At 66.3% G+C, this 26,002-nt stretch carries 18 protein-coding genes and 5 pseudogenes; 11 read left to right on the plus strand and 12 right to left on the minus strand.

Translation table 11 applies throughout. The features are described from left to right. Window positions 1–241 precede the first annotated feature (241 nt). The 4 genes and pseudogenes from rfbB (at window position 242) to rfbD (ending at window position 3,637) form a co-directional block, all read left to right on the plus strand. Entirely contained in the window at window positions 242–1,297 is a 1,056-nt protein-coding gene (rfbB, locus tag ACZK2V_RS03110; RefSeq protein WP_049461358.1) for a dTDP-glucose 4,6-dehydratase, read from the plus strand. A gap of 14 nt (window positions 1,298–1,311) precedes the next feature. Further along, entirely contained in the window at window positions 1,312–2,199 is an 888-nt protein-coding gene (gene rfbA, locus ACZK2V_RS03115) for a glucose-1-phosphate thymidylyltransferase RfbA (RefSeq protein WP_049461360.1), read from the plus strand. After that, the gene (gene rfbC / locus ACZK2V_RS03120; protein ID WP_049461362.1) at window positions 2,196–2,753 is read left to right on the plus strand and encodes a dTDP-4-dehydrorhamnose 3,5-epimerase; all 558 of its coding nucleotides are present in this window, start codon (window positions 2,196–2,198) and stop codon (window positions 2,751–2,753) included. The genes rfbA and rfbC overlap by 4 nt, the downstream gene beginning before the upstream one ends. Beyond that, window positions 2,750–3,637 (plus strand): annotated as a pseudogene (gene rfbD, locus ACZK2V_RS03125) (dTDP-4-dehydrorhamnose reductase). The gene rfbC and the pseudogene rfbD overlap by 4 nt, the downstream one beginning before the upstream one ends. Window positions 3,638–3,689: 52 nt before the next feature. Here rfbD and ACZK2V_RS03130 read toward each other — a convergent pair. The 3 genes from ACZK2V_RS03130 to ACZK2V_RS03140 form a co-directional block, all read right to left on the minus strand. Further along, complete coding sequence (locus tag ACZK2V_RS03130) at window positions 3,690–5,093, minus strand: mannose-1-phosphate guanylyltransferase/mannose-6-phosphate isomerase (protein WP_049461366.1); 1,404 nt, start codon at window positions 5,091–5,093, stop codon at window positions 3,690–3,692. Window positions 5,094–5,105: 12 nt separating this feature from the next. After that, window positions 5,106–6,452 (minus strand): phosphohexomutase domain-containing protein, encoded by a 1,347-nt coding sequence (locus ACZK2V_RS03135; RefSeq protein WP_049461368.1) that lies wholly within the window; start codon window positions 6,450–6,452, stop codon window positions 5,106–5,108. A gap of 96 nt (window positions 6,453–6,548) precedes the next feature. Next, window positions 6,549–9,866: a DEAD/DEAH box helicase gene (locus ACZK2V_RS03140; RefSeq protein ID WP_049461370.1), complete on the minus strand. Its 3,318-nt coding sequence runs from the start codon at window positions 9,864–9,866 to the stop codon at window positions 6,549–6,551. Window positions 9,867–10,026: 160 nt separating this feature from the next. Between ACZK2V_RS03140 and ACZK2V_RS03145 the strand changes: the two genes are divergently transcribed. From ACZK2V_RS03145 to ACZK2V_RS03155, 3 genes are read left to right on the plus strand one after another with little or no spacing between them, the layout of a single operon-like run. After that, entirely contained in the window at window positions 10,027–10,758 is a 732-nt protein-coding gene (locus ACZK2V_RS03145) for a CoA transferase subunit A (RefSeq protein WP_049461372.1), read from the plus strand. Window position 10,759: 1 nt separating this feature from the next. Next, complete coding sequence (locus ACZK2V_RS03150; protein WP_049461374.1) at window positions 10,760–11,392, plus strand: CoA transferase subunit B; 633 nt, start codon at window positions 10,760–10,762, stop codon at window positions 11,390–11,392. A 48-nt stretch (window positions 11,393–11,440) separates the two neighbouring features. Continuing rightward, window positions 11,441–12,028, plus strand: coding sequence for an alpha-ketoglutarate-dependent dioxygenase AlkB family protein (locus tag ACZK2V_RS03155; protein ID WP_049461376.1), 588 nt, complete (start codon window positions 11,441–11,443; stop codon window positions 12,026–12,028). Here the strand turns inward: ACZK2V_RS03155 and ACZK2V_RS03160 are convergent. The 4 genes and pseudogenes from ACZK2V_RS03160 to ACZK2V_RS03175 form a co-directional block, all read right to left on the minus strand. Next, on the minus strand, window positions 11,950–12,672 hold the full coding sequence (locus ACZK2V_RS03160; protein ID WP_486322921.1) for an ABC-type transport auxiliary lipoprotein family protein: 723 nt from the start codon (window positions 12,670–12,672) through the stop codon (window positions 11,950–11,952). The genes ACZK2V_RS03155 and ACZK2V_RS03160 overlap by 79 nt on opposite strands. Further along, window positions 12,669–13,593: pseudogene (locus tag ACZK2V_RS03165) on the minus strand (MlaD family protein). The gene ACZK2V_RS03160 and the pseudogene ACZK2V_RS03165 overlap by 4 nt, the downstream one beginning before the upstream one ends. Before the next feature lie 16 nt (window positions 13,594–13,609). Further along, window positions 13,610–14,422: pseudogene (locus ACZK2V_RS03170) on the minus strand (ABC transporter ATP-binding protein); the annotation flags it as partial. Window position 14,423: 1 nt separating this feature from the next. Beyond that, window positions 14,424–15,545 (minus strand): ABC transporter permease, encoded by a 1,122-nt coding sequence (locus tag ACZK2V_RS03175; RefSeq protein WP_032127999.1) that lies wholly within the window; start codon window positions 15,543–15,545, stop codon window positions 14,424–14,426. Between the two features lie 92 nt (window positions 15,546–15,637). On the opposite strand from ACZK2V_RS03175, the gene ACZK2V_RS03180 reads away from it, so the two are divergent. After that, window positions 15,638–16,897, plus strand: coding sequence for a threonine/serine exporter family protein (locus ACZK2V_RS03180; protein ID WP_049398420.1), 1,260 nt, complete (start codon window positions 15,638–15,640; stop codon window positions 16,895–16,897). Between the two features lie 116 nt (window positions 16,898–17,013). Here ACZK2V_RS03180 and ACZK2V_RS03185 read toward each other — a convergent pair whose 3' ends face one another. The 3 genes from ACZK2V_RS03185 to ACZK2V_RS03195 all read right to left on the minus strand — a co-directional run bounded on the left by ACZK2V_RS03185 (window position 17,014) and on the right by ACZK2V_RS03195 (window position 20,259). Further along, window positions 17,014–17,394 carry an H-NS histone family protein gene (locus tag ACZK2V_RS03185; protein ID WP_486322922.1) on the minus strand — a complete coding sequence of 127 codons (381 nt, stop codon included), beginning with the start codon at window positions 17,392–17,394 and terminating at the stop codon, window positions 17,014–17,016. Window positions 17,395–17,616: 222 nt separating this feature from the next. Beyond that, window positions 17,617–19,320, minus strand: a complete 1,704-nt coding sequence (locus tag ACZK2V_RS03190) for a proline--tRNA ligase (RefSeq protein WP_032128001.1) — start codon at window positions 19,318–19,320, stop codon at window positions 17,617–17,619. Between the two features lie 564 nt (window positions 19,321–19,884). Then, complete coding sequence (locus ACZK2V_RS03195) at window positions 19,885–20,259, minus strand: DUF4124 domain-containing protein (RefSeq protein ID WP_049461832.1); 375 nt, start codon at window positions 20,257–20,259, stop codon at window positions 19,885–19,887. A gap of 80 nt (window positions 20,260–20,339) precedes the next feature. Here ACZK2V_RS03195 and pssA point away from each other — a divergent pair, with 80 nt between their 5' ends. The 3 genes and pseudogenes from pssA to rimI all read left to right on the plus strand — a co-directional run bounded on the left by pssA (window position 20,340) and on the right by rimI (window position 22,112). Then, a complete protein-coding gene (gene pssA, locus ACZK2V_RS03200) occupies window positions 20,340–21,116 on the plus strand; it encodes a CDP-diacylglycerol--serine O-phosphatidyltransferase (protein ID WP_049461822.1) in 777 nt (258 codons plus the stop codon). Then, window positions 21,113–21,620, plus strand: a pseudogene (locus tag ACZK2V_RS03205) (hypothetical protein). Before pssA ends, ACZK2V_RS03205 begins: the two are co-directional and overlap by 4 nt. Continuing rightward, a pseudogene (gene rimI, locus ACZK2V_RS03210) lies at window positions 21,617–22,112 on the plus strand (ribosomal protein S18-alanine N-acetyltransferase). The pseudogenes ACZK2V_RS03205 and rimI overlap by 4 nt, the downstream one beginning before the upstream one ends. Before the next feature lie 103 nt (window positions 22,113–22,215). On the opposite strand, the gene ACZK2V_RS03215 reads toward rimI, so the two are convergent. Then, complete coding sequence (locus ACZK2V_RS03215; protein ID WP_049461825.1) at window positions 22,216–23,037, minus strand: EamA family transporter; 822 nt, start codon at window positions 23,035–23,037, stop codon at window positions 22,216–22,218. Between the two features lie 121 nt (window positions 23,038–23,158). Next, entirely contained in the window at window positions 23,159–25,987 is a 2,829-nt protein-coding gene (locus tag ACZK2V_RS03220) for a valine--tRNA ligase (RefSeq protein WP_049461826.1), read from the minus strand. Between the last annotated feature and the right edge of the window lie 15 nt (window positions 25,988–26,002).

Below are 26,002 nucleotides of genomic sequence, written 5' to 3' on the forward strand. Positions count from 1 at the left end.
GGAGAGAACGTCCGGTCCTGGAGCAGCAACCGGTTCGGGGGTGGGACCCCGATTCTAGCTGGCTTGGGGTGACCATGCGAATGCGTATGGTGGGAGCTCCGGCTGTTGCGATGCAGCAATGCAGTCGGCCTGAGTTCACTTGTGTGATCGCGTGTTACCGGAGGCCCGTTGTATCCTTCAACGTTGCATTGTCGTGGCCATGAAGGCCCCGTCCCACGAATCTCGATCAGGAGAACAGGTAGTGCCCACATGGCTTGTCACCGGCGGCGCCGGATTCATTGGCGGTAACTTCGTTCTCGAGGCCGTCGCGCGCGGCGTCAAGGTCATCAACCTCGATGTGCTGACCTACGCCGGCAACCTGAAGACCCTGTCCAGCCTTGATGGCAACCCGAACCACCTGTTCGTGCAGGGCGACATCGGCGACCGTGATCTGGTCGCCCGCCTGCTGGCCGAGCATCAGCCGGACGCGGTCGTGAACTTTGCAGCTGAAAGCCACGTTGACCGCTCCATCGATGGTCCCAGCGCCTTCATCCAGACCAATGTTGTGGGCACCCTGGGCCTGCTGGAAGCGGTCCGCGACTACTGGAAGGCGCTGCCGGCCGAACAGGGCGCGGCGTTCCGTTTCCTGCACGTGTCCACCGACGAGGTGTACGGCACGCTGGGTGAGACCGGCAAATTCAGTGAAACGACCCAGTACGCGCCCAATTCGCCGTACTCGGCGTCCAAGGCTGCGTCGGATCACTTGGTACGTGCGTTCCACCACACCTATGGGCTGCCGGTGCTGACCACCAATTGTTCGAACAATTACGGCCCCTACCACTTCCCCGAGAAGCTGATCCCGCTGGTGATCGCCAAGGCGCTGGCCGGCGAGCCGCTGCCGGTGTACGGCGATGGCAAGCAGGTGCGCGACTGGCTGTTCGTGTCCGACCACTGCGAGGCGATCCGCACCGTGCTGGCCAAAGGCCAGGTCGGCGAGACCTACAACGTCGGCGGCAACTCGGAAAAGCAGAACATCGAAGTGGTGCAGGCCATCTGCGCGCTGCTCGATGCGCGCCGCCCGCGTGAGGATGGCCTGCCGCGCAGCAGCCAGATCACCTACGTCACCGACCGCCCGGGCCATGACCGCCGTTACGCAATCGATGCGTCGAAGCTGAAGAACGACCTGGGCTGGGAACCGGCCTACACCTTCGAGCAGGGCATCGCCTTCACCGTCGACTGGTACCTGGACAACCAGAACTGGGTCAACGGCGTGCTCGACGGCAGCTACCGCCTGCAGCGCATCGGCACTGCAGCCTGAACCCAGGAGACACCATGACCCAGCGCAAGGGCATCATCCTCGCCGGTGGTTCCGGCACCCGCCTTTATCCGATCACCAAGGGCGTCAGCAAGCAGCTGTTGCCGGTGTACGACAAGCCGATGATCTACTACCCGCTCAGCGTGTTGATGCTGGCGGGCATCCGCGAAGTGTTGATCATCAATACCCCGCACGAACAGGCGCTGTTCCAGCAGTTGCTGGGCGACGGCTCTCAGTGGGGCATGGACATCCAGTATGCGGTGCAGCCGAGTCCGGATGGCCTGGCCCAGGCCTACCTGATCGGCCGCGACTTCGTGGCCGGCAAGCCGAGCTGCCTGGTGCTGGGTGACAACATCTTCCACGGTCACGGTTTGCGCGAAGTATTGAAGCGCGCCGATGAGCGCGTGGATGGTTCGACCGTGTTCGGCTACTGGGTAAATGATCCGGAGCGCTACGGCGTGGCCGAGTTCGACACGAGCGGCAAGGTCATCGATCTGGTGGAGAAGCCGGAAAATCCCCGCTCGAACTATGCGGTGACTGGCCTGTACTTCTATGACGGCAAGGCCAGCGATTACGCGGAGGAACTGAAGCCGTCGCCGCGCGGCGAGCTGGAGATCACGGATCTCAACAAGCGCTACCTGGAGGAAGGCAATCTTCACCTGGAAGCGCTCGGCCGTGGCTATGCCTGGCTGGATACCGGCACCCATCAGTCGCTGCTGGAGGCATCCAACTTCATCGAGACCATCCAGACCCGCCAGGGCCTGCAGGTGTGCTGCCCGGAAGAAATCGCGTTCGGTCAGGGCTGGATCAATGCCGAGCAGCTGGAGGCGCTGGCTGCGCCGCTGATCAAGAATGGCTACGGCCAGTACCTGCATAAACTCGCGCTGCGTGGAGTCGTTCCGTGAAAGTGATTGAAACCAAGCTTCCCGGCTGCAAGATCATCGAGCCGGCCGTGTTTGGCGATGCGCGTGGCTATTTTTTCGAAACCTGGAATGCCGAGCGCTTCGCTGCACTGGGCCTGCCGGACCGTTTCGTGCAGAGCAACGTATCGACGTCCGCACAGGGCGTGCTGCGTGGCCTGCATTACCAGTGGCCGCGCCCACAGGGCAAGCTGGTCAGCGTGCTGGAGGGCGAGGTCTATGACGTGGCCGTGGACATCCGTCGTGGCTCGCCGACCTTCGGCCAGTGGGAAGCGGTGGTGCTGAGTGCGGAAAACAGGAAGCAGTTCTGGATTCCGGAAGGCTTCGCGCACGGGTTTGCCGTGCTGTCCGAACGTGCGCTGTTCAGCTACCTGTGCACCGATGTCTACGTCAAGGAGGCGGATGCGGGTATCCGCTGGAACGATGCTGATATCGCGGTGGACTGGCCGGTCAGCGCACCGACCTTGTCGGCCAAGGACGAGAACGCGCCGTTCCTGAAGGACATTGCCGAAGACCGCCTGCCGGTCTACATCCCGTGACGGTGCTGGTGTTCGGCGGCAATGGCCAGGTCGGCCAGGAGCTGCTGCGCGCTGGCGCCGCTGGGCAAGGTGGTCGCAACGACCCGCAGCGGGCAACTGCCCGACGGAAGTGGCTGCGAAACCGCCGATTTCGGCCAGCCCGACAGCCTGCCGGCATTGCTGGATCGCCTGCAGCCATCGGTGGTGGTCAACGCGGCCGCCTATACGGCGGTTGATCGTGCCGAGCAGGATGCCGAGGCCGCCTTCGTCGCCAATGCGCAGACGCCGGGCATGATCGCGCTGGTGTGCGGCGCACGGCGTGCCGTTCGTGCATTACTCCACCGACTACGTGTTCGATGGACAGGGCAGCGCGCCCTACCGCGAAGACGAGCCGACCGCGCCATTGGGCGTGTACGGCACCAGCAAGCGCGATGGCGAGGATGCGGTTCGCGCGGCCGGCGGTCGTCATCTGATCTTCCGCACGGCGTGGGTGTATGCCTCGCATGGCGCCAATTTCCTGCGCACGATGCTGCGGGTGGGCGCCGAGCGCGACCAGTTGCGTGTGGTGGCCGATCAGATCGGCACGCCGACACCGGCCGCGTTGATTGCCGATGTCACCGTGCAGGCGCTGCAGCATCCGCGCGCTGTCGGGAACGTGGCACCTGACGGCGTCGGGGCAGACCAGCTGGCATGGCTTTGCCGAAGCGATTTTCGCTGAAGCGCTGGCGACGGGCGTGCTGGCCAAGGTGCCGTCGGTTGAAGCCATCCCCAGTTCCGAATACCCGACCCCGGCCAAGCGCCCGGCCTGGTCGGTGCTGGACAACCGCAAGCTGCAGCAGGATTTCGGCATCGTGCTGCCGAACTGGCAGGACGGCCTGAAGCGGGTGATGGCGGAGATTGCCTGACCCGGCAGGCGAAGTGCCGACCAACGGTCGGCACCCGCCGCAGGTCGTCGGATCAACTACGCCCGTACGTGTCCTCGAAACGCACGATGTCGTCTTCACCGAGGTAACTGCCGGACTGCACCTCGATCAGCTCCAGCGGCAGCTTGCCCGGGTTGCGCAGGCGATGGGTCACGCCCAGCGGGATGTACGTGCTCTGGTTCTCGCTGAGCAGGATCACCTCGTCGCCGCGGGTCACCTCGGCGGTGCCGCTGACCACGATCCAGTGCTCGGCGCGATGGTGATGCATCTGCAGGCTGAGCGTACCGCCGGGCTTGACGGTGATGCGCTTGACCTGGAAACGCTCGCCGTTGTCGATCGAATCGTAGGCGCCCCACGGGCGGTAGACCTTGCGATGCCAGGTGGCCTCGCTGCGACCGTCGGCCTTCAGCTGCGCCACCACGGTCTTGACCTCCTGCATGCGGTCGGCCTTGCCGACCAGCACCGCGTCGTCGGTCTCGACCACGATCACGTCATCCAGACCGACCAGTGCCACCAGGCGCTGTGCATAGGCATAGGTGTTGCGGCAGTCGATCGCGATCACGTCACCCTGATGCGCATTGCCATCGCCATCCTGATGCGAGACATCGCGCAGGGCTGTCCACGAGCCGACATCGTTCCAGCCGGCGTCCAGCGGAATCACCACGGCGTCTGCGGTTTTTTCCATCACGGCATAGTCGATGGAATCGGAGGGAACGGTTGCGAACGCCTCCTTGTCGAGACGGGTGAAATCCGAATCGCGACGGGCCTGCTGCCAGGCCTGGCGGCTGCCGGCCATCATGTCGGGCTGGAAGCGCTCCAGTTCCTGCAGGTAGCGCGAGGCCTTGATCAGGAACATGCCGCTGTTCCAGTAATACTGACCGCTGCTGACGTAACCGGTGGCGGTCTCAAGGTCGGGCTTTTCGACAAAGCGCTCGACCGCACGCAGGCCCTGCCCAGTGGCGGCCTTGATATAGCCGTAGCCGGTTTCCGGACCGGTCGGCACGATACCGAAGGTCACCAGCTTGCCGGACTCGGCAGCGCTGGCTGCAGCCTGCACGACTGCACGGAATGCAGCCTCATCGGTGATTACATGGTCCGAGGGCAGCACCAGCAGCAGCGCATCGGCGCCGTCGCGGGTGGCCTCCAGGGCTGCGACCGCAATCGCCGGCGCCGTATTGCGGCCAACCGGTTCCAGGATGATGGCAGCCGGCTCGGCGCCGACCTGCTGCAGTTGCTCGGCAGCGACGAAGCGGTGCTCTTCGTTGGCGATCACCAACGGGCCGTGGGTGGCGATGGGCGCGACGCGCTGCCAGGTGGCCTGCAGCATCGTCAGTTCGCCTGCCAGCGGCAGGAACTGCTTCGGATACGCCTCGCGCGACAGTGGCCACAGGCGGGTGCCGGAACCACCGGACAGGATGACGGGCTGGATGTTGCTCATGGTCTTCCTTGATTACTGCTGGAGGAGATGGGAGATTTCGTCGGTGCGCGCCTGCATCAGCGCTGCGTCGCCGCGGGCTTCAACGTTCAGGCGCAGCAGCGGCTCGGTGTTGGAACTGCGCAGGTTGAAGCGCCAGTCGCCGAAATCGGCGCTGATGCCATCGGTATGGTCCAGCGCGGGCGACCGCGCGGCGAAGTGCTCCATCACGCGGGCCACGGCGGCCTTGGCATCGGCCACCTTGAAGTTGATCTCGCCGCTGCAGGGATAGGCCGCCATGCGGTCTTCGACCCAGTCGGCCAGCGAGCGGCCGCTCTCGGAGATCAGCTGCGCGATCAGCAGCCACGGGATCATGCCGGAGTCGGCATAGGCGAATTCGCGGAAGTAGTGGTGTGCGCTCATCTCGCCGCCGTACACCGCATCTTCGGCGCGCATCTTTTCCTTGATGAAAGCGTGGCCGCTCTTGCACAGCACCGGCACGCCACCTGCCTGTTCAACCATTTCCACGGTGTTCCAGACCAGCCGCGGGTCATGCACGATCTTGCCACCGGGATTGCGTGCCAGGATGGCCTTGGCCAGCAGGCCGACCAGATAGTAGCCCTCGATGAAGCGGCCGGTATGGTCGAAGAAGAAGCAGCGGTCAAAGTCACCGTCCCAGGCAATGCCGAAGTCGGCGCCGTGTTCGCGCACCGCATTGGCGGTGGCGGCGCGGTTTTCCGGCAGCAGCGGGTTGGGAATGCCGTTGGGGAAGTTGCCATCGGGTTCGTGACAGATGCGGATGAACTCGAACGGCAGGTGCGGTGCCAGCAGGTCGACGATGGCGCCCGCACCACCGTTGCCGGCATTGACCACCAGCTTCAGCGGCTTGAGCTTGGCGGCGTCGACGTAGCTCAGCAGATGCTGGATATAGGCGCTCTTGTCATGCTGGGCGGTCTGCCCGGCGCGTGGCGGCTGGGCCTCGGACGTATCGACGGCGACCGCATCGGAGATCGCGAACAGGCCGGTATCGGAGCTGATCGGGCGGGCGTTCTCCTTGACCAGCTTCATCCCGTTGTAGTCCATCGGGTTGTGGCTGGCGGTCACCATCACACCGCCGGCTGCGCCGAGGTGATCGGTCTGGAAGTAGACCTCTTCGGTACCGCACAGACCGATGTCGATCACCTCACGACCGGTACCACCCAGGCCTGCGGCCAGTGCATCCTGCAGCGCCGGGCTGGTCAGGCGCACATCGTGGCCGAGGACCACCGGGCCGGGAGCGAGCTGCGCAGCCAGGGCGACGCCGATGCGGCGCGCCAGGTCTTCGTTCAGTTCTTCCGGCACGCGGCCGCGGATATCGTAGGCCTTGAAGGCGGGCAGGGGCATCGATCAGATCCTTTGTGAGCTCAGCGCTCAATTGTAGCCCCAGTCCCGTATGGGAATCGTTTCCATCGGAGAACGCCACCTGACTGGCGCCACGGATCAGGCCTGCGGCGATCGTCGGCCTGGCCGGCCGGTGCGCTTGGCCGGCAGGCCCGGCAACGGCGCCAGCAGCGCCTGGACGTCTTCCTCACTGAAGCGTGGACCCGTGCTGCCGCCGCCTTCCAGAATCGATTCCGCCAGAAGGGCCTTGCGTTCCTGCAGCTCGGCAATCCGTTCTTCGATGCTGCCTGCGGCGATCAGCCGGTAGACGAACACCGGCTGCTGCTGGCCGATGCGATGGGCGCGGTCACTGGCCTGGTTTTCGGCCGCCGGGTTCCACCAGGGATCGAAGTGGATGACGGTGTCTGCAGCAGTCAGGTTCAACCCGACGCCACCGGCCTTCAGGCTGATCAGGAACACGGGTACCTCGCCCTGCATGAAACGCTGCACCGGCGTGGCCCGGTCCTGGGTGTCGCCGGTCAGCGTCACATAGGCCAGCCCGAGCTCCTCCAGCGCCTGCCCGATCCGCGCCAGCATGCCGGTGAACTGTGAGAACACCAGGATCCGCCGGCCTTCCTCGACCATCGACGGCAGCATGTCGCGCAGCAGCTCCAGTTTGGCCGAGCCGGCATTGCGTGCAGGGGCGTCGCCCGGCAGCAGGCGCGGATCGCAGCAGACCTGGCGCAGCTTCAGCAAGGCATCCAGCACCACGATATGGCTGCGCGCCAACCCGCTGCCGCTGATGGCCTCGCGCACCTGCTTTTCCATCGCAGCACGCACGGTTTCATAGAGATCACGCTGGCCACCCTCCATCTCCACCGCGCGGGTAATGAGGGTCTTGGGCGGAAGCTCTGACGCGACCTGGTCCTTGCGACGGCGCAGGATGAAGGGACGCAGACGCTGCGCCAGCAACGTGGCGCGGCGGTGGTCGCTGCCGCGTTCGATCGGATGGCGCCAATGCTGGTTGAACTGTTTCTCGCTGCCGAGCAGGCCGGGCAGCAGGAAATCGAACTGCGTCCACAGTTCGCCCAGATGGTTTTCCAGCGGCGTACCGGTCAGGCACAGGCGATGACGCGCCTGCAGCGTGCGCAGCGTGACGGCCGCACGCGATTTCGGATTCTTCACCTGCTGGGCCTCGTCGAGGATCAGCAGATGGTAGGCATGTGCCTGCAGCGCCTGCTCGTCACGCCACAGCAGGGGATACGTGGTCAGTACAAGATCGTGCTCGGGGATCGCCTCGAACAGTGCTTCACGTGCCGGTCCGTGCAGGGTCAGTACGCGCAGGCCCGGAGTGAAGCGTGCCGCTTCGCTCTGCCAGTTGTGCAGCAGCGAGGTCGGCACCACCAGCAGCGCCGGCTGGTCCAGGCGGCCACTTTCCTTTTCGACCAGCAGATGCGCCAGTGTCTGCAGGGTCTTGCCCAGCCCCATGTCATCGGCCAGCACCCCGCCCAGCCCCTGCTGGCGCAGGTACTGCAGCCACGACAGGCCCTCCAGCTGGTAGGGACGCAGCGTTGCCACCAGCCCCGCCGGTGGCGGCACTTCGCCCAGTGCGGGTGCCTGCATCAGCCGCTGCACCAGCGCCTGGGTATCCTTGCGGCCCCGGAACTGCAGGCGCGCCGTGTCCTGCAGTGCCTGCAGGCGGCCACGGTCAAGCGCTGACAAGCGCAGCGGCGCGCCACGCTGGGCGAACAGGTCCGCCAACAGGGCCATGATCGGCTTCAGTCGCGCGGCCCGCAGTGCCAGGCGGGTGTTGTCGCCTGCCATCAACAGGACGTTCTCGTCGTCGCCGATGGCGTCCAGCTGGCCACGCATCCAGCGGGGATCGGACTGCAGCACCTGCTGCAGCAGCGGAACCATCGATACGTTGCGGCCTTCCACCTGGATGTCCAGACCCAGGTTGAACCAGCCCGCATCCGTCGGGTCCGCCTGGATGTCCAGGTCGATCTCATCCACCCGGGTGATGCGATGGCGGAAATCGTCGTCCGTCTCCACCTTCCAGCCCAAGGCTTCCAGGCGCGGCACGTCATCCAGCAGGAACCGTGTCCAGTCATGGGTGCGCAGCTGGAACTGCGGGCCAGCGCCGTCCAATGGCGCCCGCGGGTCCGTGTCGCGATACAGTCCCACCGTGCGCAGCTGGGCCTCGCGCCGTGATTCCTCAGCCAGGTCACGGGGCAGCAGGGCGAGCTGGCCCTCCGGATCGAGTGCGAACAGGCTCGGATCATCCAGGAACCGCACGTGCTCGTCGTACTCGAAGGCCACGGTCGCGATATCGGCCCATTGCGACGGGTCGCGGCGACCGAGCCATGCCGGCCGGAACTCAATCGTATGCAGGCGCAGCACGGGGATCATCGCGCTGATCTGCAGGGTAGGCAGCGTGTCGCTTGCACCGGGGCGCGGCAGGGCAGGGTCGATCTGTTGCAGCATCTGTGCGACCACCGCTTCTTCGTTGGGTAACAGATTGGGCAGGCTCAGGAAGGCGTCGGCGTCCTCGGCCCTGACATCCAGCAGCAGCGGACCGACCTCGCCGGTGACCGGGTCCAGATAGCACGCACTCCGGCCCAGGACCACGCCTCTGGCGCCGCCCTCCACGCTCAACGCGGGTTCCAGCAGCGTTGCGCCCTGCGTCATGCCAACGGTCCAGCCCAGTTCGCCGCGGCGTGGAGCTCCTGACCGGGCCGGCACGTCGCCGTGCGTACCGCAGGAGACCCAGCCATGGCCGCTGGAGACGATCAACTGCAGGGTGGCCGCGAAGTCGATCCATTCGTCCTTCGTCGCGGGCTGCCGCTGGGTGCGTAGCTGGATCATCACCGCCAGATCAGTCGGCGTGAGATAGGCCGGAGGATCCAGCAGCAGGTCCGCAGTGATATCCATCCACTTGCCCGTGCTGATCGCACCATCGGTCCCGTACTTGACGCGCCGGACCAGCACGGCGGGGTGGTGGTTGTAGGTGGACAGTTCGAAGATGACACCGTTTCGGCGTGGCTGGGCCGGCCGGATCCGCGCGCTCTGCCAACGCGAAAGCTCTGCCAGCAGTTCAGGACGCGGCGGTTGCGTCAGGTCCTGTTCGGTCAGGGGGCTCTCGTCGTCCATGGCAAGCGAATCCAGCATGTACGAGACCAGCACCGCCGCCACATGCTTGCAGGTGCGGCCGACGGGGCAGGAACAGGCACTCTGCAGGCGGCTGCGCGCGGTGCGCGTACTGGCCGTCAGATCGATCTCCACGTAGTAGGGATGCCTGGCCGAACCCTGTACCTCGGCCGTCAGCAGGCCATCGCGGAGTTGCCGGTTGCGCACGCCACCCAGGCACTGCTCGCTTTTCTGCAGTGTCCATTCGTCGATCCAGCGGAACAGGTCTTCGTCTGTGAAGGTCGGCGTCATCGTAGATCGAGGGGCGTAGGCGCTGAAGCACCCTTCTGCGTGGAATCGCCCATTCTACCCAATGCCCGCCTGGTCCTCCGTCAATGCTGCGGCGCATCCAGGCCCTTCGCCGCCCTCCAGCTAGAATGCGGTCATCCTCAACGTGCAGGGTAGTACAGCAATGCAGCAATCGACTTCCACCGGCAAGCGCGGCAAGCGCTTCGCCAGTGCGGCGGAGGCCCTGCAAGGGGTGGTCGCCGATGGCCAGACGCTGGCCGTGGGCGGCTTCGGCCTGTGTGGCATTCCCGAGGCCCTGATCGCCGCGCTGCGTGACAGTGGCGCCAAGGGCCTGACCGTGATCTCCAACAATGCCGGCGTCGATGGTTTCGGCCTGGGCCAGCTGCTGGAAACCCGCCAGATCAAGAAGATGATTTCGTCCTACGTGGGCGAGAACAAGGAATTCGAGCGCCAGTTTCTGGCCGGCGAGCTGGAGCTGGAATTCAACCCGCAGGGCACCCTGGCCGAGCGCCTGCGTGCCGGTGGCGCGGGCATCCCGGCGTTCTTCACTGCCACTGGCTACGGCACGGTGGTGGCCGAGGGCAAGGAAACCCGCGAGTTCGACGGCAAGCACTACGTGATGGAGACCGCGCTGCGTGCCGACGTGGCGCTGGTCAAGGCGTGGAAGGCCGACGAGGCTGGCAATCTGGTGTTCCGCAAGACCGCACGCAACTTCAACCCGGCCTGCGCGATGGCCGGCAAGGTCTGCATCGTGGAAGTTGAAGAGGTGGTGCCGGTCGGCACGATCGATCCCGACCAGGTGCACCTGCCGGGCATCTACGTGCACCGTATCGTGCACAACCCGCATCCTGAAAAGCGTATCGAACAGCGCACCATCCGCGCGGAGGGCAACTGACATGGCGTGGACCCGCGATGAGATGGCGGCACGCGCCGCCCGCGAACTGACCGATGGTGCCTACGTGAACCTGGGCATCGGCCTGCCGACCCTGGTTGCCAACCACATCCCCGAAGGCGTGGATGTGTGGCTGCAGTCGGAAAACGGCCTGCTCGGTATCGGCCCGTTCCCGACCGATGCCGAAGTCGATGCCGACCTGATCAACGCCGGCAAGCAGACCGTGACCGCACGTGCCGGTGCCAGCTACTTCGGCAGCCACGACAGCTTTGCGATGATCCGCGGCGGCCATGTCAACCTGGCCATCCTCGGCGCCATGCAGGTCACCGACAAGGGTGACCTGGCCAACTGGATGGTGCCCGGCAAGATGGTCAAGGGCATGGGCGGCGCGATGGACCTGGTGGCCGGCGTGCAGCGCGTGGTGGTGCTGATGGAGCACACCGCCAAGAACGGCGAGCAGAAGATCCTGCCCGAATGCACGTTGCCGCTGACCGGTGTGGGCGTGGTCGACCGCATCATCACCGATCTGGCCGTGTTCGACGTGACTGACAAGGGCCTGCTGCTGGTGGAAGCCGCGCCGGGTGTCAGCGATGACGAGTTGAAGGAAAAGACGGGCGTGGCGTTCGTTCGCGGTTGAAGGTCTGGGGCGGCCCGGCTCAGGGACGCCCCATTCTCAGGTAGCGCCATGCTTTTCCCTCACGACCTGCCCGATGCCGATGTCCAGCACCTGCCGGGCTGGCTGGCCGCGACCGATGCAGACCGGCTCCTGTCCGTGCTGCAGGCCGAAGTCCTCTGGGAAGTCCACCGCATCCGCATGTTCGGCAACTGGGTGGATTCGCCGCGGCTGAGCTGCTGGATCGGCGATCCGCAGGCGCGCTACCGCTATTCCGGGGCTGAATTCGTGCCGCACCCCTGGCCACCCGCGTTGCAGGCCATGCGTGATCGCCTGCAGGTGGAGGGCCTCGGCCGCTTCAACAGCGTGCTGCTGAACCGCTATCGCGGCGGCGGTGATTACATGGGCTGGCACAGCGATGACGAGCCGGAACTGGGGCCGGCCCCGGTGATTGCTTCGCTGAGCCTGGGCGCGGCGCGGCGCTTCCTGCTGCGCCGGCGCGATGACCCGGCGCGGAAGGCCGAGTATCTGCTCGGCCATGGCGATCTGCTGGTGATGGCCGGTCAGACCCAACAGTTCTATCAGCACGCGCTGCCGAAGATGGCACGCGTGCAGGGGGAGCGGATCAACCTGACGTTCCGCTGGATCACGCCGCGCTGATCGATCAGCGCGACGGTCGGCTGGTCGGCCTGTCCGCTGGTCAGCGTCCAGCCCACCACGTCCTGCGCCAGCTGCTGCAGGCCACGTTCGAAGGCGGCGGTGACGGCAGGAACATCGGTGCTGCCGACCGGCTGCGCCTGGCGGAAGGTGCGGTCGGCGACCACGCGCTGGTCGGCGACGTGGATCAGCTTGGCGTTGACCTCGATCACCACCGTCGGCGTGGCCTGTCCCTGGTAGTCCGATTCGAAGCGGCGCACGTCGGTGGACAGCTTGTAGTCGGCGCGGATGCCGGCGGTGCTGCGCGCCACGCCGCGGATGCGGCCGGAATCCTCGAAGCCGCGCAGCAGGGTGTCCTCGATCATGTTGGTGGCCGGCTGCGCCCAGCTGGCGCCCTTGTAGATCTCCAGCTGCGACGGCGTCGGCCGCACGTTGATGCGCGGGCTGTCGACCATGCGCGCGGCGCTGGGTTTGGCCAGTACCAGCTGCCAGCTGGCCTGTGGCCACGCCGGGTCCGCCTTGACCTGCACGGACGGCGAGTACAGCGTCACTGCGGTTTTCTCGCTGCTGCCAAGGATGGAGCAGCCGCCCAGCAGGGTGACCATCGAAGCGGCCAGCAGCAGGCGCGGAAGGGTGGTCGGGCTCATTTGGGTTCGAACTCCTTCGGTGCGTCGCGGCCCAGCAGGTAGCGCGGGGTTGTTCTCGAGGCGGTCGCTGACCCGGCGCAGGTCGCGGATCAGGCCGCGCAGTTCGGTCAGCGTCGGGCCGAGCTGGCCGAGGCCATCGTTGGCGAAGCTGTTGATGGCAGCGCGGTTCTCGCCAAGGATCGAATCGGCGTTGCCTGCGGCCGAATCAAGCTTGGCCAGAGTGCCGTCGAGCTTGTCGATGATGCCCGGCAGCTGCTGCACCAGGTTCTTGTCCAGGCGCTCGATGGTGCCGTTGGTGGTCTTCAGCGTGGTGTCCAGGCTGCGGGCGGCGTCGCGCGCGCTGAGCAGCAGCGCCTGCGTGCCCTGGTCACGGTCGGCCAGACCACCGCTGATGGTTTCCAGGTTGGCCAGTGTCGCGTTGATCGAAGCCACGTTGCGGTCGCTGAGAATCTGGTCCATGCGCTCGACGATGCGGTTGGCGACGTCGGTGATGTTCTGCAGCGCGGAGGGCGTGGTCGGGATGATCGGCGCCGGGTCCTTGTTGACCGTGGTCAGCGCCGGCGACTGCGGCGTGCCACCGCTGAGCTGGATGATCGACGGGCCGGTCAGGCTGGTGATCGCCAGCTTGGCGCGGGTATCGGTCTTGACCGGCGTGTTGGAGTTCAGGCGGATGCGCGCGACCACCTGGCGCGGGTCGTCCGGTACCAGGTTCAGTTCGGTGATCGAGCCCACCGCGATGCCGTTGTACTGCACCGGGCTGCCCACCGACAGCCCGGTCACCGCTTCGCGGAACACCACGCGGTATTCCTGCCAGGTGCGGTCGGAAGAGTACTTGGCGGCCCACAGGCCGAAGGCCAGCAGGGCCAGGCCGGTGATCAGGGTGAACGCGCCGATCAGCACGTAGTTGGCTTTGGTTTCCATGGCTCAGGCACTCTCGATCTGTTCGCCACGCGCGGCGCGCGCGGGGTCCGTGGAAGTATTCCTGGATCCACGGATGATCCAGTTTCTCGATGTCAGGCAAGGGTGCGTTGGCCACCACCCTGCGGTCGGCGATCACCGCGACCCGGTCGCAGATCGCGTACAGCGTGTCCAGGTCGTGGGTGATCAGGAACACGGTCAGCCCCAGCGCTTCCTGCAGGGTCTTGATCAGGCGGTCGAATGCAGCCGCACCGATCGGGTCGAGGCCTGCGGTCGGTTCGTCCAGGAACAGCAGCGGCGGATCCAGCGCCAGCGCTCGGGCCAGGCCGGCGCGCTTGCGCATGCCACCGGACAACTGCGAGGGCAGCTTGTTGATCGCATCGGCGGGCAGGCCGGCCAGCTTCACCTTCAGCAGCGCCAGCTCGTAGTGCCAGCGCTCGGGCAGTTCGCGATGGTGCTCCTTCAGTGGCACCTGCACGTTCTCGCCCACGGTCAGCGAGGAGAACAGGGCGCCGTCCTGGAACAGCACGCCGGTGTTGCGCTCGATGTGCAGGCGGCTCTCAGCATCGTCGGCACGCGCGTCGCGGCCGAGCACTTGGATCTGCCCGGCATCGGGCACGCGCAGGCCGAGGATCGAACGCATCAGCACCGATTTGCCGGTACCCGAACCACCCACCACGCCCAGGATCTCGCCGCGGCGCACGTCCAGGTCCAGGTCCTCATGCACGGTCTGGCTGCCGAAACGGTTGACCAGCCCGCGCACGCGGATGGCCAGCTCGTGGCCGTTGTCGTCCTGCATGGGAACTTCTTCGGGGGTCGGATGCGTGCTCATGTCACCAGTCCATGTGCATGAACCACAACGCCGCGAAGGCGTCGATGATGATCACCAGCGAGATGGTCTGCACCACGCTGGAGGTGGTGCGTTCGCCGACCGACTGCGCCGTGCCTTCGACCTTCAGGCCTTCCAGGCAGCCGATCAGGCCGATCACCAGCGCGAACACCGGCGCCTTCGACAGGCCGACCAGCATGTGGCGCACTTCCATCGTCTCGTGCATGCGTGCGATGTACATCTGCGGCGGAATATCCAGGTCGAACGCACCCACCGTGATGCCGCCGGCCAGGCCGGCGACCATGGCGATGAAGGTCAGCAGGGGCAGGGTGACCAGCAGGGCCAGCAGCCGTGGCAGCACCAGCAGGTCGATCGGGTCCAGGCCCAGAGTGCGCATCGCATCGATTTCCTCGCGCGCCTTCATCGCACCGATCTGCGCGGTGAAGGCGCTGGCGGTGCGGCCGGCCAGCACGATCGCGGTCAGCAGTACCGCGAATTCGCGCAGGAAGGCAATGTTGACCAGTTCGACCACATAGATCTCGGCGCCGAAGTCGCGCAGGATGGTCGAGCCGAGGAAGGCGATCACCGCGCCAACCAGGTAGGACAGCAGTGCCACCAGCGGTACCGCATCCAGCCCGACCTGCTCCATCTGGTGCACGGTGGCGGTCAGGCGGAAACGGCGGGGTTCCTTGACCAGGCGCGCGGCCTTGACCAGGTTCTCGCCGAGGAAACTACACAGCGCCTTGATGTTGTGGCCGGTGGCATGGACGCTGACACCCAGCCGTTCCAGTGCAGCCAGCACGCCGAAGTCGCGCTTGGGCTTGGGCCGGTCGTCGGCCACTTCCTCGATGGTGCACACCAGCGCCTGGTGGTCCGGGCGGAACTTCAGTGCGTCCTCGCCGAGGTCGGCACGGTGGGCTACGCGCAGCACCTGCAGCACGCCGGCCGAATCCATCTTCTCGATGGCGGTGGCATCGATGCCGGTCAGCGTGTCGGGAACGCCGCGCAGGACTTCGGCCGCGGCCAGCGCGGTCTTCAAGGTCCAGGTGCCGGACAGGCGGATCACGCCCGGGTCATGGGCATCCTGTTCGAGCTGGGGGGCGTGGTTCGGGGTCACTTGGGCCATTCGGGTCGCAGCATAACCGTTCTGTATTGGGCATCGCGTCGAACTCGGATGAATTTCTCCGGTAAGGCCCAGCCTAGGTAATACTACGGCGCATGTCCGCAGACGCTCACACGATCCCCACGCCCCAGGCCACCTACGCGCAGCGCGTGGCCTTCGTTTCCGAGATCGCCGGACGCCTGCACAGCTACGGCACAACGGCCCAGCGCCTGGAAACGGCAGTGGTGGCACTGGCCCGCCAGCTCGATCTGGATTGTGAACCGTGGTCGAATCCCACCGGTATCATCCTCAGCTTCAGCGACCCTGCGCAGGCGATCGGCTCCAGTGACATCACCCGCGTGATCCGCCTGGCCCCCGGCGAGAACGACCTGCACAAGCTCAGCGTGGCCGATCATATCGCCGAGGAAGTGGCCAACGGGCGGATGAGCATCGCCCAGGGCCACACCGCGCTGCGCCAGCTGGACAAGGATCCGGGCCGGCGCGGCAAGCTGCGCACCATCCTTTCGTTCACCCTCGGCGCGGCCGGCGTGGCCGGCATGTGGAAGCTGCCGTGGCTGGACATTGCCACCGCCGGTGTCATCGGCCTGATGATCGGCCTGCTCGGCATGGTCACCGACCGTCGCCCGGCCACCCGCGAAGCCGCCGAGGCACTGGCTGCGCTGCTGGCCGGCCTGGTCGCCACCCTGGTGGCGTCCTTCATCGGCGCGCTCAACCTCAACACGGTGATCATCGCCTCGCTGGTGGTGCTGCTGCCCGGCATGTCGCTGACGAATGCGGTCAATGAGCTGGCCAGCCAGCACTGGGTGTCGGGTACCGCGCGCTTTGCCGGTGCGCTGACCACCATCATGAAGCTCAGCGTCGGCGCGATGATCGCGGTGACCCTGGCCGATGTGCTCGGCCTCGATCCGGTGATCCGCGCCACGCGGCCGCAGGGGCCGTGGGTGGAGTGGGGCTCACTGCTGACCGCGGCGTTTGCCTTCGCGATGCTGTTCAAGGCCAACCGCCGCGATTATCCGTGGGTGATCGCGGCCTCGGTCGCTGGTTATGCGATCTCCAAGTTCGGTGGCCACGCCTGGGGAGCGCCGGCTGGCATCTTCCTGTCGGCGATGCTGCTGACCGCCGGTGGCAATCTGTTCGGCCGCCTCGTCGGCCGCCCGGGCGCAATCATCCGCCTGCCCGGCATCATCATGATGGTGCCCGGCAGCACCAGCCTGCGCGGCGTGCTGACCCTGGTCCAGCAGCAGGACGTGGGCGCCGGCCAGAGCGTGTTCCTCACCGTGCTCAACGTGGTGATGGCGCTGGTCGCTGGCCTGCTGTTCGGCAACCTGCTGATGCCGGCCCGCAAAACCCTGTAATCGCCCTCTGGGCTGCTTCCTGTGGGTGTGGACCGTTGGTCCACACACCTTTCCTTTCCGGGGAATGAAAAAACGCCGGCTTTCGCCGGCGTTTTTCATTGCATCCCGATCCGGCCTCAGGCCTTCTTGATCAGGAAATCTTCCGGCTTCTTGTTGCCCTTGGCGGTCAGCTCGGCCATCCAGCGCGGCTGCTTGCCACGGCCGGTCCAGGTTTCCTTCGGATTGGCCGGGTTGCGGTACTTCGGCGCAACCTTGCCCAGCTTGCGGCCAGCGGTCTTCGACGGTGCCTTGGCAACCTTGGCCACCTTGCGCGCGCGGGCCGGGGCGTCGCCGAACAGTTCCTCGATGGTGTAACCCTCGGTCTTGGCCAGCTTGGTCAGCTGTGCCCGGACCTTGGTGATCGGCCGGCGCTTGGCGACGATGGTCTGCTGTTTCTTGGCGGTGCGGATCAGGGCGCCCAGCTCGCGTGCCGACAGGCCGGTCAGGTCAATGCTCATTTACGGTTACTCCGGAAACTAATAAGTGGACGGGACGAGCCAGTCCCTGGCGTCGCGGGACAGAATAAAGATGAATTAATCGCAGCACAAATGCAGACCGGTCATGGCCTGGCAGCATCCCGGCTGCATTGCGTCGATTTTGACCGGATTATGTCCGCTGCAATATTGCTCAAATGGGCGTCAGGCAAAAAAAGACCGGGGCATGCCCCGGTCTTTTCCTGATCAACCCTGCAGGCGCTGAAGCAGGGTGGCCTTGTCCAGGCTTTCCGCTTCGCTGGCGCGGCGCGAACGGTACTCGTAGGTGCCGGCGGCCAGGCCACGTTCGCTGACCACCACGCGGTGCGGGATGCCGATCAGTTCCATGTCGGCGAACATCGCGCCCGGGCGCAGGCCACGGTCGTCGAGTGCCGCGTCCAGGCCCGCATCGCGCAGCTCCTGCAGCAGGTTGGCCGCGGCGTCGGCCACGGCGGCGTCGCCCTTCGGATTGATCACGCATACCACCACCTGCCACGGCGCCATCGCGTCCGGCCAGATGATGCCGGCATCGTCATGGTTCTGTTCGATCGCGGCAGCCACCACGCGCGAGATACCGATGCCATAGCAGCCCATCGCCATCACCGCGGCCTTGCCGTTCTCGTCCAGAACGGTGGCATCCAGCGCTTCGGCATACTTGCGGCCGAGCTGGAACACGTGGCCGACTTCGATGCCACGGGCGATCTTCAGTTCACCACCGTCCAGCGCGCGGTCACCGGCACGCACGTTGCGGATGTCGGCCACTTCCGGTTCCGGCAGGTCGCGGCCCCAGTTGACGCCAGCCAGGTGGAAACCGGCTTCGTTGGCGCCGACGACGAAGTCGGACATCGCCGCCACTTCGCGATCGGCCACCACGCGGATGGCCTTGGCCGGGGCGACCGGGCCGAGGAAGCCCGGCACGCTGCCCAGGTGCTCGGCGATTTCCGCCTCACTGGCGAAGCGCTGTTCGTCCAGGCCGGCAACCTTGGCCAGCTTGATCTCGTTGACCTCATGGTCGCCGCGTACCAGCAGCAGCACGAACTGCTGTGCCTTGCCTTCGCCGGCGATCAGCGCCACCGATTTCACCGTGCGCTGCAGGTCGATGCCGAGCAGCGCCGCGACATCCTCGCAGGTCTTCTGGGTGGGGGTATCGACCTTGCGCATGGCTTCGCTGGCGGCCGCACGCGGTGCCGGATCGGCAGCGATCGCCGCTTCCATGTTGGCCGCGTAGTCCGAACCGGTGGAGAACACCAGCGCGTCTTCGCCGGAATCGGCGATGACGTGGAATTCCTGAGAGGCATCACCGCCGATCGCGCCGGAGTCGGCCTGCACCATGCGGAAATCCAGGCCGAGGCGGGTGAAGATACGGCTGTAGGCCGACTTCATGTTCTCGTACTCGCGCACCAGGCACTCATCGTGCAGGTGGAACGAATAGGCGTCCTTCATCAGGAACTCGCGCGAACGCATCACGCCGAAGCGCGGACGGATCTCGTCGCGGAACTTGGTCTGCACCTGGTAGAAGTTGACCGGCAGCTGCTTGTAGCTGGACAGCTCGCTGCGCGCGAAGTCGCAGGCGGCTTCTTCGGCGGTCGGGCTGTAGCAGAACACCTGGTCCTTGCGGTCCTTGATCTTCAGCAGCTGCGGGCCGAACTTCTGCCAGCGCCCGGTCTGCTCCCACAGTTCCTTCGGCTGGATGGTCGGGATCTGGAATTCCACGGCACCGGCGCGGTCCATTTCCTCGCGCACGATGCGCTCGACCTTGCGCAGCACGCGCAGGCCCAGCGGCGACCAGGTGTACAGGCCCGATGCCAGCTTGCGGATCATGCCCGCGCGCAGCATCAGCCGGTGGCTGGTCAGCTCGGCGTCGCTGGGGGTTTCCTTGGTGGTGTGCAGGTGGAACTGGGAGAGGCGCATCGTCGGCTTCGGATAACGGCAGAGACGCCTATTCTGCCAGCCCGGCCGGGGGGAGGGGTATCGGCAGGGCTGCGCCCTGCACCCGCCTCAAGCAACGTCAACTGCAACTGCAACTGCAACAGCGGGCTTCCCGTGGGATGGCGGGGGGGGCGGTTGCGGGGGACGCCGTAAATACGTCCCTGTGGCTCGGTCGCGCCATCCATGGCGCTCACGCCCTCGCAACCGGACCCACCCCGCCTTCGACAGTTTTCCGCGATCTGTCGCCCTTTTGTAGGGCCGAGCCATGCTCGGCTGCTGTTCGATCAATTCTCGAACTATTCGATTTCCATGGAGATTCATCCACGCATGGCGTGGATCTACTGACCACCGGGAATCTGTCGGGGGTGGGGCGGTGTCGGATTGCGGGGTGTCAGCCGCATGGATGCGGCTGCCAAGCCTACAGGGACGTACTTGCGGCGTCCCCGCACTCCGACACCGCCCCGCCATTCCACGGAATGCCCGCTTTTGACGTTGCCCTTGCTACCGCCTCTGTCGGTGCAGGGCTGCAAGCCCTGCCGATAACCCTCACTCCGCCGGGCAGTAGGCCTTGATGGCGGCTTCAGCCAATCCCTTCTGCGCGCTGCGCTGCTCCGGAGCCAACGGGGTATCGGCCTTGCCATCACCATCGGTGTCCTGCATCACCTGGCCGCCGCCCTCCAGCAGGGCCAGGTTGGCGCGGGCGGTGCTGCACTGCTCGGGCACCGGCGCGGCCGGGGTCTCGGCGCTGGCCGCCGCCTGGGGACTGCGCGCCTGCGCCCGGGTCTCGAACTTCCTGCCCGCCGGCGGGGTCTCCGAATACTGGGTCACGCCATTGGCGTCCTTCCATTTATAGACCGGGCCGGCCACGGCGTTGGCACTGGCCAACAACAGCAGGCATCCAAGGCAGGACAGGGCACGCATGGCAAACTCCACGGAATGGGCGTAGAACGCCGATTGCAGCATTGGCGCCGAGCACTGGCAAGTCGATTAAACTGGATTCCATGGACCCGATCACACCGCCGCCGCGTTCGCGCACGATTTACCTGCTGCCCAACCTGTTCACCACCGCCGGCCTGTTTGCCGGCTTCTACGCGATCATCGCCGCGGCCAACGGGGACTTCGTCAACGCCAGCATCGCCGTGTTCGTGGCGGCGGTGATGGATGGCCTGGATGGGCGCGTGGCGCGCCTGACCGGCACCAGCAGCGAATTCGGCGTGCAGTACGACTCGCTGGCCGACCTGGTCAGCTTCGGCATGGCCCCGGCGCTGGTGATGTACCACTGGTCGCTGTCGTGGCTGAAGTTCGACGACCCGCTGCTGGGTCGCGTCGGCTGGGCCGTGGCCTTCCTGTATGCCGCCTGCGCGGCGCTGCGCCTGGCCCGCTTCAATACCCAGGTAGCGGTGGTCGACAAGCGCTGGTTCGTCGGCCTTGCCAGCCCGGCCGCGGCCGGCCTGATGATGTCCTTCGTCTGGGCGTTCGCCGATGGCAACCTGGGCTGGGACGGCAACCAGCTGCGCTACGTGGCGCTGGCGGTGACGATCATCGCGGCGCTGCTGATGGTCAGCCGCATCCGCTTCTGGAGCTTCAAGGGCGGCGGCGCCAAGGGCACCCGCTCCGACCGCGTGCCGTTCCTGGTACTGGCCCTGGTGCCAGTGGCGATCGCCATTGCGGTCATCGACCTGCCGCGCGTGCTGTTCGCGGTGGGCATCCTGTACGCCTTGTCGGGCCCGGTGATGTGGGCCGTGCAGCGCCTGAGCAAGAAGCCCGAGGCCGCGTGAGCGAGGACCTGCCCGTGCTGTGGTCACCGGCCCAGCAGGCCTGGCTGCAGGCCATGGGCTACACCGTCTATCACGACGGCCAGCTGGCCGCCGAGCTGGATGCCGCGCTGCAGCTGAGCGTGGCCGAAGCCGAGGCGGCTGCCACACCAGCGGCGGAGCAGGCGCGGGCGTCGACCGCACCCGCGCGCGAACCTCTGGCTGCGGCCGCACCGGTTTCCCGCCAGGAACGCCCGGCGCCAGCGCGTCGCGAGACCCCGATCAGCGCACCGGACACCGCGCCCGCGGCTGCCCGGCCGCTGCCTGGCGGCAATGCCCGGCAGCCGGTGGTGCGCCTGCCGGATCGCCTGCAGATCGCCTTGCTGCGCGCGTCCGGCTGCAATCCCAATGATCCGGCCACGCAGGCGCTGATGGACAGCTGGCCGCTGGACCAGCTGCGTCAGGACCCGGCCGCCAAGCGCGCTGTGGCCGCAGCTGCGCGCCCTGCGCAAGCGGGGCGCGCCATGAGTGCGGTCAGCCAGCCCGGTCCGGTCAGCCTGCGCGCGCTGCGCGAGAGCGACCTCAACGCGGTGATGGCGATTGAAGTACGCGGCTATCCGTTTCCCTGGACCCGCGGCATCTTCGTCGACTGCCTGCGTGCGGGCTATCCGGGCCTGGCCATGGAGCGCGATGGCCAGTTGATCGGCTATGGCGTACTCAGCATCGCGGCCGACGAAGCCCATGTGCTGAACGTCTGCATCGACCCGCTGACGCAGTCGCGTGGGCTCGGGCGCCAGCTGCTGCGCGCTGGTACAGCTGGCCGGCGACCGGGGTGCGCAGCGTGTGTTCCTGGAAGTGCGTCCGTCCAACACACCCGCGCTGGCCTTGTACCACAGAGAAGGCTTCAACGAGATCGGTCGCCGCCCGCGTTACTACCCGGCCGCACAGGGCCGCGAAGACGCGGTGGTGATGGCGATCGAACTGGTCGACGGCGACCTGCAGGCGATGCCGCCGCTGTAACGGAGAAGGGGGCCGGCCAGCGGCCGGCACTACCGATGGATCTCCGCTGTCATCGACACATCACCTACCGTGGTAGGTGCCAGCCTTGGTTGGCACGCTTTCCTCACGCCAGCCGCAGTGCCAACACACCCCCGACGATCAACGCCGCCGCCAGCCAGCGCGCGCGCGGAATCCGTTCGCGCAGCAGGAACACCGAGATCAGCAACGCGAACAGGATCGACGATTCGCGCAACGCCGAGACCATCGCCACCGGCGCCTGGGTCATTGCCCACAACGCCATCGCATACGAGGTGGTGGTGCCGACGCCACCGGCCAGCCCCAGCGGCCAGTGCTGCCGCGCATAGTCCAGCACCGCGCCGCGGCGCGTGTACAGCGCCCACAGTGGCAGTGGAATGCCCGACAGCAGGAACAGCCACAACGTATAGCTGAGTGCGCTGCCGGACTGACGCGCGCCCTGCGCATCGACCAGCGTGTAGGTGGCGATCATCGCCGCGGTCAGCAGCGGCAGGCGCAGCTGACCGCCACGCGCGCCCAGCGCCATGCACAGGATGCCGGTGCTGACCAGCACCACGCCCAGCCACGCCGCAGGCGGCAGCTGCTCACCGAGCAGAGTGCCCGCCAGCGCGACCAGGATCGGCGCGCTGCCACGCATCAGCGGGTAGGCCAGGCTCATGTCGACCTGCTGGTAACAGCGTGCGACCAGGCCGTAGTAGGTCACCTGCAGCAGCACCGACGCGCCCAGCCACGGCCAGCTGTGCGCGGCGGGAAATGGCAGGAAGGGCAGGCCGGCAGCCGACAGCAGCGCGGCACTGCCGGTCACCAGTACGGTGCCGAGGAACTTGTCCGGCCCGCGCTTGACGATTGCGTTCCAGCTGGCATGCAGCGCGGCAGCGGCGAGAACCAGCAGGAAGATGGAAAGCGGCATCCAGCGATGATGCCATGCGCGGGAAATGTAGAGTCGAGCCATGCTCGACTGCTGTCATGAGTCGAGCACGGCTCGACTCTACAAAAGGAAACGCCGGGCAGTACCCGGCGTTTCCCTGCACTTACAGCTTCGCGCGCTGCTCGCGCAGGCCGGCCAGCTGGGTGTTCCAGTCGACCAAGCGCACGCGTTCCTGCTCGACCACCGCCGGGGGCACCTTGTCGGTGAACTTGGCGAGCTTGGTTTCGCTCTTCTCCTGCTCGCCTTCCACGCGCTTGATCTCCTTGTCCAGGCGCGCACGCTCGGCGTCGAGATCAACCAGGCCTTCCAGCGGCACCAGCAGCTTCAGCTCACCGACAATCGCGGCGGCAGCCGGCGGTGCACTTTCGCCTTCAGCCAGCCACTGGATGCTGTCCAGCTTGAGCAGGAACGACAGCGAGGCGCTGAAACGTTCGATGCGCACGCGGTCCTGCTCCAGACCGGCCTGCAGGCGCAGCGGCACCAGCTTGGACGGGGCCACGTTCAGCTCACTGCGCACGCGGCGCACGGCACTGATCACGGCCTTCAGCCATTCCACGTCGGCCTCGGCCTGGGCGAAATCGCCTTCGAACTCGGCGGCGGTCGGGTACGGACGCAGCGACAGCGTGGTTTCGGCCAAGCCCAGGCGCGGGGCCAGTTGCTGCCACAGCTGTTCGGTGATGAACGGCGTGAGCGGGTGCAGCAGGCGCAGCAGCGCTTCCAGCACGTACAGCAGAGTGTGGCGGGTGCTTTCGGCGTCGGCGGCATCGGCACCATTCAGTGCCGGCTTGCTCAGCTCCAGGAACCAGTCGCAGAACTCGTTCCAGGCGAACTCGTACAGGCACTGCGCCAGCAGGTCGAAGCGGTAGTTGGCGTAGTGGCCCTGCGCCTCGGTGGACACCGCCGCCAGGCGCGCAAGGATCCAGCGCTCGGCATCGGTGCGCGGCGTCGGCACGCCGGTGAACGTTGCACCCTCGGTGTTCATCAGGGTGAAGCGGCTGGCGTTCCACAGCTTGTTGCAGAAGTTCTTGTAGCCCTCGGCGCGGTTCATGTCGAACTTGATGTCGCGGCCGTGGGTGGCCAGCGCGGCGATGGTGAAGCGCAGCGCATCGGCACCGTGGGCAGCAATGCCGTCCGGGAATTCCTTGCGGGTGGCCTTCTCGATCTTCTCCACCATCTTCGGCTGCATCAGGCCGCCGGTGCGCTTGGCGACCAGATCGTCGATGGTGATGCCGTCGATGATGTCCAGCGGATCGAGCACGTTGCCCTTGCTCTTGGACATCTTCTGGCCCTGGCCGTCGCGGATCAGGCCGGTGAAGTAGACGTCCTTGAACGGGATCTTCCCGACCAGGTTGTCGGTGGCCATGATCATGCGCGCCACCCAGAAGAAGATGATGTCGAAGCCAGTGATCAGCACCGACGACGGCAGGTAGCGGTCGAAGCCGCGCTCGGCCATGGCCTGCTCGTTGGGCCAGCCCAGGGTGGAGAACGGCCATAGCTGCGAGGAGAACCAGGTCTCCAGCACGTCGCTTTCCTGGTTCAGCACCACGTCGCTGCCCAGGTTGTGCTTCGCCCGCACTTCCTCTTCGCTGCGACCGACGTAGCAGCTGCCGGTGGCTTCGTCGAACCACGCCGGAATGCGGTGGCCCCACCACAGCTGGCGGCTGATGCACCAGTCCTGGATGTTGTTCATCCAGTGGCGGTAGGTGTTGATCCAGTTCGGCGGCACGAAGGAAATGCTTCCATCCTCGACCAGTTCCAGGCCGCGCTTGGCCAGGTCGTCCATCTTCACGAACCACTGGTCGGTCAGGTACGGCTCGATCACCTGGCCGGTACGGTCGCCGCGCGGCACCTGCAGCTTGTGCGCCTTGGTCTCGACCAGGATGCCCAGGTCTTCCAGCTCGGCCAGCACGGCCTTGCGCGCGGCGTAGCGGTCCAGACCCTGGAAACGCTCCGGCGCGTTCTCGTTCAGCGCCGCCACCGGGGTGAACAGGTTGATCATCGGCAGGCTGTGGCGCACGCCCACTTCATAGTCGTTGAAATCGTGCGCCGGGGTGACCTTGACCACGCCGGTGCCGAAGGCACGGTCCACGTAGTCGTCGGCGATCACCGGGACGCGGCGGCCGGTCAGCGGCAGCACCACGCTCTTGCCGATCAGATGTGCATAGCGCTCGTCTTCCGGGTGCACCATCACCGCGGTATCGCCCAGCAGGGTTTCCGGGCGGGTGGTGGCGACGACCAGGTAGTCGCGGGTTTCGCGCAGGGTTTCCACGCCGTCGGCATCGCGCTCGACGTGTTCGTAGCTCAGGCCCTCATCCAGCGTGTAGGCGATCGACCACAGGAAGCCGTCTTCCTCGGCGCTCTCCACCTCCAGGTCGGAAATGGCGGTCTTCAGCACCGGGTCCCAGTTGACCAGGCGCTGGCCGCGGTAGATCAGGCCCTGCTCGTACCAGCGCACGAAGGCCTCGTTGACCGCCGCCGACGGCTGCGGGTCCATGGTGAAGGTGCTGCGCGACCAGTCGGCGGAGGTGCCGAGGCGGCGCATCTGGCGTTCGATGGTGTCGCCGGACTGCTGCTTCCACTCCCAGACCTTGCCGATGAAGCCTTCGCGGCCCAGCGAATCGCGGGTCTCGCCCTTGCCTTCCAGCGCCAGGTTGCGGCTGACCACCATTTCGGTGGCGATGCCGGCATGATCGGTACCGACCTGCCACAGCGTGTCGTAGCCACGCATGCGGTGGTAGCGCACCAGCGCGTCCATCAGGGTCTGCTGGAAGGCGTGGCCCATGTGCAGGGTGCCGGTCACGTTCGGCGGCGGCAGCAGGATGGTGTAAGGCTCGCCCGTGCCGGACGGCTTGAAGTGGCCGGCCTTCTCCCAGGCCTCGTAGAGGTCGGTCTCGAAGGACTTCGGGTCGTAACTGGAGGCGAGTTGGGTCATGCGGGGGAACCGGTA

The sequence above is a fragment of the Stenotrophomonas sp. 93052_Sma genome (assembly GCF_056481145.1).

Coding starts and splice junctions, on each gene's coding strand:
- ACZK2V_RS03150 (WP_049461374.1), top strand. CDS start 10,760: ATGGCGTGGACCCGCGATGAGATGGCGGCACGCGCCGCCCGCGAACTG.
- ACZK2V_RS03185 (WP_486322922.1), bottom strand. CDS start 17,394: ATGAGCATTGACCTGACCGGCCTGTCGGCACGCGAGCTGGGCGCCCTG.
- ACZK2V_RS03215 (WP_049461825.1), bottom strand. CDS start 23,037: ATGCCGCTTTCCATCTTCCTGCTGGTTCTCGCCGCTGCCGCGCTGCAT.
- ACZK2V_RS03155 (WP_049461376.1), top strand. CDS start 11,441: ATGCTTTTCCCTCACGACCTGCCCGATGCCGATGTCCAGCACCTGCCG.
- ACZK2V_RS03175 (WP_032127999.1), bottom strand. CDS start 15,545: ATGGCCCAAGTGACCCCGAACCACGCCCCCCAGCTCGAACAGGATGCC.
- ACZK2V_RS03180 (WP_049398420.1), top strand. CDS start 15,638: ATGTCCGCAGACGCTCACACGATCCCCACGCCCCAGGCCACCTACGCG.
- ACZK2V_RS03135 (WP_049461368.1), bottom strand. CDS start 6,452: ATGCCCCTGCCCGCCTTCAAGGCCTACGATATCCGCGGCCGCGTGCCG.
- ACZK2V_RS03220 (WP_049461826.1), bottom strand. CDS start 25,987: ATGACCCAACTCGCCTCCAGTTACGACCCGAAGTCCTTCGAGACCGAC.
- rfbA (WP_049461360.1), top strand. CDS start 1,312: ATGACCCAGCGCAAGGGCATCATCCTCGCCGGTGGTTCCGGCACCCGC.
- ACZK2V_RS03130 (WP_049461366.1), bottom strand. CDS start 5,093: ATGAGCAACATCCAGCCCGTCATCCTGTCCGGTGGTTCCGGCACCCGC.
- pssA (WP_049461822.1), top strand. CDS start 20,340: ATGGACCCGATCACACCGCCGCCGCGTTCGCGCACGATTTACCTGCTG.
- ACZK2V_RS03140 (WP_049461370.1), bottom strand. CDS start 9,866: ATGACGCCGACCTTCACAGACGAAGACCTGTTCCGCTGGATCGACGAA.
- ACZK2V_RS03145 (WP_049461372.1), top strand. CDS start 10,027: ATGCAGCAATCGACTTCCACCGGCAAGCGCGGCAAGCGCTTCGCCAGT.
- ACZK2V_RS03160 (WP_486322921.1), bottom strand. CDS start 12,672: ATGAGCCCGACCACCCTTCCGCGCCTGCTGCTGGCCGCTTCGATGGTC.
- ACZK2V_RS03190 (WP_032128001.1), bottom strand. CDS start 19,320: ATGCGCCTCTCCCAGTTCCACCTGCACACCACCAAGGAAACCCCCAGC.
- ACZK2V_RS03195 (WP_049461832.1), bottom strand. CDS start 20,259: ATGCGTGCCCTGTCCTGCCTTGGATGCCTGCTGTTGTTGGCCAGTGCC.